This is a genomic window from Methylobacterium bullatum (assembly GCF_014845095.1).
GTDB classification, from domain to species: Bacteria; Pseudomonadota; Alphaproteobacteria; order Rhizobiales; family Beijerinckiaceae; genus Methylobacterium; species Methylobacterium bullatum.
In genome coordinates, this window is the sequence record NZ_NKUG01000186.1 from 1 (window position 1) to 6,393 (window position 6,393).

7 protein-coding genes are annotated in these 6,393 nt (G+C 68.6%); 2 read left to right on the forward strand and 5 right to left on the reverse strand.

The features are described 5' to 3' along the window. On the reverse strand, positions 1-740 hold a 740-nt coding region (locus MBTS_RS21190), incomplete at its 3' end, for an extensin-like domain-containing protein (protein ID WP_147833056.1). A 189-nt stretch (positions 741-929) separates the two neighbouring features. Between MBTS_RS21190 and MBTS_RS21195 the strand changes: the two genes are divergently transcribed. Next, complete coding sequence (locus tag MBTS_RS21195) at positions 930-1,691, forward strand: methyltransferase (RefSeq protein ID WP_210322909.1); 762 nt, start codon at positions 930-932, stop codon at positions 1,689-1,691. Between the two features lie 185 nt (positions 1,692-1,876). Here MBTS_RS21195 and MBTS_RS21200 read toward each other — a convergent pair whose 3' ends face one another. From MBTS_RS21200 to metX, 4 genes are all read right to left on the reverse strand, one after another. Further along, positions 1,877-2,137, reverse strand: a complete 261-nt coding sequence (locus tag MBTS_RS21200) for a hypothetical protein (RefSeq protein ID WP_018045910.1) — start codon at positions 2,135-2,137, stop codon at positions 1,877-1,879. 243 nt (positions 2,138-2,380) lie between these two features. Continuing rightward, on the reverse strand, positions 2,381-3,670 hold the full coding sequence (locus tag MBTS_RS21205; protein WP_238254228.1) for an adenylate/guanylate cyclase domain-containing protein: 1,290 nt from the start codon (positions 3,668-3,670) through the stop codon (positions 2,381-2,383). Positions 3,671-3,792: 122 nt separating this feature from the next. Then, complete coding sequence (metW, locus tag MBTS_RS21210) at positions 3,793-4,485, reverse strand: methionine biosynthesis protein MetW (RefSeq protein WP_018045912.1); 693 nt, start codon at positions 4,483-4,485, stop codon at positions 3,793-3,795. After that, positions 4,482-5,690: a homoserine O-acetyltransferase MetX gene (metX, locus tag MBTS_RS21215; RefSeq protein WP_056148706.1), complete on the reverse strand. Its 1,209-nt coding sequence runs from the start codon at positions 5,688-5,690 to the stop codon at positions 4,482-4,484. The genes metW and metX overlap by 4 nt, the downstream gene beginning before the upstream one ends. 303 nt (positions 5,691-5,993) lie before the next feature. Here metX and MBTS_RS21220 point away from each other — a divergent pair. Continuing rightward, positions 5,994-6,393, forward strand: a 400-nt coding sequence (locus tag MBTS_RS21220; RefSeq protein WP_192216414.1) for a chorismate mutase, incomplete at its 3' end; no start/stop codon positions are given.

Here is a 6,393-nt window from a genome sequence, read left to right on the forward strand (position 1 = left end):
GGCTGGCGCTCCACCGGGCGCGGGCGCGAGACCGGCCGGGGCACGCCGTCCGCGCCGAGCTGCGGCGTGAACTTCAGCAGCGGCTGGCAGATGCGCTTGAGGCCGCGCGGGTCGTGGCGGGCGAGATCCACGTGGATATGGTCGTAGTGGAACACGTTGGAGCCGGGGGCGAGCACGGTGGAGAAGCGTGCGCAGGCGCCGATGAACACCTCGCGCAGAAAACCCTGCTCGGCCTCGGTGCCGCGCCAGCCACCCTTCACGGTGATGACGTAGCCGTCGGCGAGCTTGAACGACATGATGTCGACGGCATTGCCGAACGAATGCTCCGAGAGCTTGGCGCCGGCCTGGTTGTTGCGGCCGCGGCAGGCATAGGAGCCGGCGTTGATCTCGGCCACGGGCTGGCCGAAATACAGGTTGGCGGCGGGCTGGATCGTATCCGCCAGCCATGCCTCGGCCTCGGCCAGGGCCGGGCAGGCCAGCGTCATCCGCTGTTTCAGGGCGACCGAGCCCTTGCCGAGACGGGTGATCCGATAGGGCTGCAGCATGCCGCAGACGCCGGGACCGGCGATCTCCTTCACCGGCGTCACGAACTCGGTGGTCTCCACCAGTCGCTTGGCGTTGCAGGCCTGTTCGGTCTGGTCGCGCCAGGCCTCGCGGCTCTCGAACGGGCTGCGTCCACAGCCGGTGAGACCTGCGCCGATAAGTCCGAGAACGGAAAACGCGAGTACGCTACGCCACATGTCGGAACAATGGGCAGCTTTTCGTAAAGCGTTCGTCAACGATGCCGAGTGATCGCTCACCTGTGTATGAGTGTGGACGGCCGAGGCTTCCCTCTTGCGCGGCCGGAAGCGCAAGTCGCGCCGGGACGCTTGAGCGCGCCCCGCGCCCGGTCTATCGCAGCCTCACCGATGATCCCGCCGACGGCACCGATGCGTCCCTGGAAACAGGCTGTGGCCCGGGCCTTCGACGGGGCGGACGATTACGATGCCGCGGGAATCATCCAGGCGGAGGTCGCTGCGCGGCTGGCGCAGCGCATCGCCGCCCTGCCCCTTCCCCCGTCGCCACACATTCTCGAGATCGGCTGCGGCACCGCCTTCCTCACGCGGGCCGTCCTCGCTCATGTGACGCCCGGCCTGATGGTGGCATCGGATCTGTCCCCCGCCATGATCCGCCGGGCTCGCGAGCGCATGCAGCATCGGCCGGATTTGGCCTTTCTCGTCATGGACGGCGAGCGGCCCTGCCTGGCGCCGGGCTTCGACCTGATCTGTTCGAGCCTGGCGGCGCAATGGTTCGAGGATCTGGAGAGCGCGCTCGGCCGCCTTTCCGGCCTGCTGGCTCCCGGCGGGTTCCTCGCGGTGACGACCCTGGCGTCCGGCACGTTCCGCGAATGGCAAGCGGCGCATGACGCCGTCGGCCATCGCCCCGCCACACCGTCCTATCCGACGGCGGAGGCCCTGGCCCGGCTCCGATTCTCCGGCTGCACGAGCAACGTGTTCCTGGAGCCGGTCGTCGAGACACATGCCGACGGCCGGGCCTTCCTCCGATCGCTTCGCACCATCGGGGCGGGAACGCCGGGCATCGTCCGTCCCCTGTCGCCCGGCGCGTTGCGGACGGTGATCAGGCAGTTCGAGAGGGGAGGGGCGGCGATCACGTACGAGGTCGCCACCCTGGAGATCCGACGCGATCCCTGACATGGAAACGGCGGGGCTCTCGCCCCGCCGCACTGCGTTCCGGTCTCGGAGAACGCTCCGACCTACGAGGCCAGGAAGACGCTCGCGGTGCCGACGATCGTCCAGATCAGGCCGCCCGCGAAGGCACCGATCATGGCGTAGGAAAAGCCCTTCAGAACCATGCTCGTCCCTCTCGCCTCAGAGGATCAGCAGCGGTTTCCGCCGGAGGTCTGACCGTATTGCTGGACCGGGAAATTCTGCTGGTTGGCATTGCCTTCGGCGGCCGAGCTCATCGGGCAGCCGAGATAGGCGGGCGGGCGGCTGACCTCCCTGAGGGAGCCCGTCTCGGTGACGTCATAGGGCGAGAAAGCGGTGTAGCGCGAGGGGCGCTCGAACGCCGTTGCAGAAGAGATCGAAGCAGCGCCAAGCACAAGAGCGGTAGCGACGGCGGCGATACGGTTCATCATGGCGTTTTACAAGTTCCTTTACAGTGCGGACCAGATGTTTGGCACGCTTCTCTCTGTATGAAACTGATATAGGAAGTCTCTTTCCTCCATGACGTGCCACGCCACACGAACCATGCGGGATTAAGAGTGCCTCACAAAACTCCCGGTCACCGTCGGTTCTCGCTCACGGCACGACGGAGCAGCGGGAGATTTGTGAGAGACACTCAGTGACGAGCCTGCCGATGGCATCGGACCGGATACGATTCAGCGCGCGACGGCGTAGAGCCGGGGCCCGGAAGCCTCGCTCACCGTCCCGGCCGAGATCCAGTTGAGACCGCTCGCGCCGGAGCCGGCAAGGAGATCGCGAAAATCCTCCGAGATGGCGATCGGGAGGTCCACGGCCTTGGCCCGTGCCTCGATGCGGGCGAGGGTGTTCATCGCCGGGCCGAGCACGGTGAATTCCGCGCGATGACCGTCGTCGAACACGCCGACGAGGACGTCGCCGGCATGCAGCGCGATGGTGACGCGCAAGGAGGGAAGGCCTTTCTCCGCGAGGCGCCGGTTGAGGGCCGCCAGCCGCAGCTGGACCGCCTCGGCACAGGTGAAGGCCGCGCGCGCCTGCGCCTGGGGAGGGCCGACGAGGAACTGGGCCAGCACCCCGTCGCCGATATACTTGTCGACGATGCCGCCGCGTTCCGTCACGGCCCGATGCGTCAGGGCGCGCATCTCCATGAGGACCTCCACCACCTGCTGGGGAGGCCGAGTCCGCGTCAGCGCCGAGAAGCCGCGGATGTCGAGGGCGAACAGGCAGGCATGACGCTCCTGGACCTCGCCCGGACCGCCGCCCTGCGCCAGATCCTCGGCGACGGCGGCCGGCACGAAGCGGGTGAGGATCAGGCGCTCCCGCTCCAGCCGGAACGTCGCCGCCACCGCCCAGGTCAGCCGCCGCACGCCGTCGAGGACCACGAGGCTGGCGACCATGAAGGTGAGAAGCCCCGGCACCTCCTCGTCGAGGGTGACGTGGGGTCCCAGATGATGGCTCTCGGGCGAGAGATAGACGAACAGGATGGCGCCGCCCCACCCCGCCGTCACCAGACCGGCGAAGAGGCAGGTGTGCCAGACGCGCATGGTGAGCGCGGTCTGCAGCAGGATCAGGAAGGCCGGGATCCGGCTGACCGCGGCGGCTGCCTCCTCCGTGTCGGCGGCGCCCAGAAACATGTGCTCGACGAGGACGTAGATCGCGACGCTGGCATTGAGGAGGGTCGAGCCCCAGCCGAGCCACCCTCGGCTCGGGCCCACGGGGATGCCGGTACCCGGTGCCGTTCGCAGGCTGAGCAGCGCCAGGAGGATCGAGGCCCCGGCATAGACCGACAAGACGATCCAGTGTCCCAGCCCGTGGATCGATCCGTCATAGGTCTGCGCGGTGGCGAGCAGGACCAGGACGATGAGCAACTGCAGGGCGAAGGACCGGCCGCTCGATGCCTGCTGCAGATGCGCGATGGTCGGCGAACGCGGCTCTTCCCCGTTTGCCCGGTCTCGATCCCCGGTTCTCAATAGGCTGTCTCCTCCTGCCCCATCGGCCGCCCCTCATGCCGGATGCAGCCCATGCAGGCCATCGGTGGAGATTGCCGCATGCCGGGCACCGGCTTTCGGGAGGGGTATGCGCCCGGATCGCCTCAGTTGGCGTCGGACGGCGTTCCGTCGCCGCGCCGCAGGAGGAACACGCCTTGCGCGCCGAACAGGTTCCAGACCCACCACGGCATGGAGATCCGCATCGGCCGGCCCCGCGCGTTGAGCGCCGTGGCCTTCTCGATCTCGGCCCCCACGGTCCGGCACAGGCCGACGAAGTCGCGGATGGTGCAATGGTGGATGTTCTGGGTCTCGTACCACTCCTCCGGCATCAGCTCGGTCACCGGCATCCGCCCCCGGAAGGCGAGTTCCGAGCGGACCCGCCAATGGCCGAAATTCGGGAACGAGATCACCACCTGCCGGCCGATGCGGAGCAGGTGCTCCAGCACGATGCGCGGGTTGCGCGTCGCCTGGATGGTCTGGGACAGGACCACCACGTCGAAGGCGTCGTCGGGGTAATTGGCGAGATCGGTGTCGGCGTCGCCCTGGATCACCGGCAGGCCACGCGCCAGGCAGGCGTTGACGCCCTCGCGGGAGAGCTCGATGCCGCGCCCGTCGACGCCGCGCCGGTCGCGCAGCAGCGCGAGCAGGGTTCCGTCGCCGCAGCCGATATCGAGGACGCGGGCGCTCGGCGGCACGAGACCGAGCACGACGAGATGGTCGACGCGGGCGCCGTCGCTGCGCGGCAGCGTGTCGGTCGTGCTCCAGGGGGCGAGGGCCACGCGACTCACCGACGTCACAAGCCCCTCGCCCGGGCCGCGGCGTCGATGAAGCCCTTCGCGGCGTTGAACATCACCGGCTCGTCGAGGAGGAAGGCATCATGCCCCTTGTCGCTCTCGACCTCGACGAAGGCGACCGAGGCCGAGGCCGCGTTCAGCGCATGCACGATGGCGCGGGAATCCGCCGTGGGAAACAGCCAGTCGGAGGTGAAGGACATCACGCAGAACCGCGTCCGGGTGTTGCGGAAGGCGTTGGCGAGCACGCCGCCATGATCGGCCGCGAGGTCGAAATAATCCATGGCGCGGGTCAGGTAGAGGTAGGCGTTGGCGTCGAACCGCTCGACGAAGCTCAGGCCCTGGTGGCGCAGGTAGCTCTCGATCTGGAAATCGGCGTTGAACGAGAAGGTCGGCGCGGACCCGCCCTGGAAGCGGCGGCCGAACTTGCGGTGCAGGGCCGGCTCGGAGAGATAGGTGATGTGGGCGCCCATCCGCGCCACGCCGAGGCCCTTGGCGGGGCGCGTGCCGGCTTCGAGGTAGCGTCCTTCCGCCCAGGCCGGGTCGGCCATGATCGCCTGACGGCCGACCTCGTGGAAGGCGATGTTCTGCGCCGAATGCCGGGCGCCGGTGGCGATGGGCATCGCGGCGAAAACCCGGTCGGGATAGAGCGCCGCCCATTGCAGCACCTGCATGCCGCCCATGGATCCGCCGACGCAGAGGAACAGGTCGCGGATGCCGAGCCGGTCGAGGAGCATCGCCTGGCCCCGCACCATGTCGCGGATCGTCACCAGCGGAAAGTCGAGGCCGTAGGGCTTGCCCGTGGCGGGATCGGTGGAGGCCGGGCCGGTGGAGCCCATGCAGGAGCCGATCACGTTCGAGCAGATGACGAAGTAGCGGTCGGTATCGATGGGCTTGCCCGGTCCCACCAGCGTCTCCCACCAGCCGCGCTTGCCCGTCACCGGATGGGTGTGGGCGAAATGCTGGTCTCCGGTGAGCGCATGGCAGATCAGCACCGCGTTCGACCGGTCGGCGTTGAGGGTGCCGGCCGTCTGGTAGGCGATCCGGAACGGCGCGAGATCGACGCCGGCATCCATCGCGAGCGGTTCGTCGAGGCCGAACGAGGCCACCGGGCTTCGCGGATCGAGGGAGGGCGGCGCATCCGTCGGGATGCCGTCCTGGCGGATGTTCCCCTCGTCGGGCCTTGCGAGACTGTCGAGCGACATGGTCATCAGGCGTCTTCGCGCGTTGTTCGCCGATTCGCTTTCGCGGTGATGCGAGGGGGGCGGCCGGTCGCCACCCCATCGACGCGTCGCGAAGGTCCATCCCCATCGGTGCCCGGCCCAGCCGGACGACATGTGGGCGTAATGTGCGTATGCACGGGCGTCAACGAAAGGGGCCGCGCGCGAGAAGGTCACAACCGGTGCTCTGGTCCTCGGGCTTCGGGAAACGTAGACACGATCGGCCGTCTCCCTCATGCGGGGTCGGCAAGATCCATACCCGATCCATACCCGCCGCCGGACGCGACAGCCCGCATGCGCTTCACCACGAGACCCGCACCGCCCCTCGACAATCTCGCCGAGCTGCGCGCCGAGATCGACCGGATCGACGCGGAGATGCATGCCCTGCTGATCCAGCGCGGCTCGATCATCGACCGGCTCATCGCGGTCAAGCGCACCTCGGCCAGCGGCTCGGCCTTCCGGCCCGGCCGCGAGGCCTCGATGATGCGGCGCGTGGCCGAGCGCCATCGCGGGCTGCTCCCCCTCGACACCGTGGAGGGGATATGGCGGGTCATCATCGCCACCTTCACCTGGGTCCAGGCCCCGTTCAGCGTCCATGCGGACGTGTCCGGCGGCGACGCACCGATGCGCGACTCGGCGCGCTTCCATTTCGGATTCACGGTGCCCTACCGGCCGCATCCCACCTGCGCGGCGG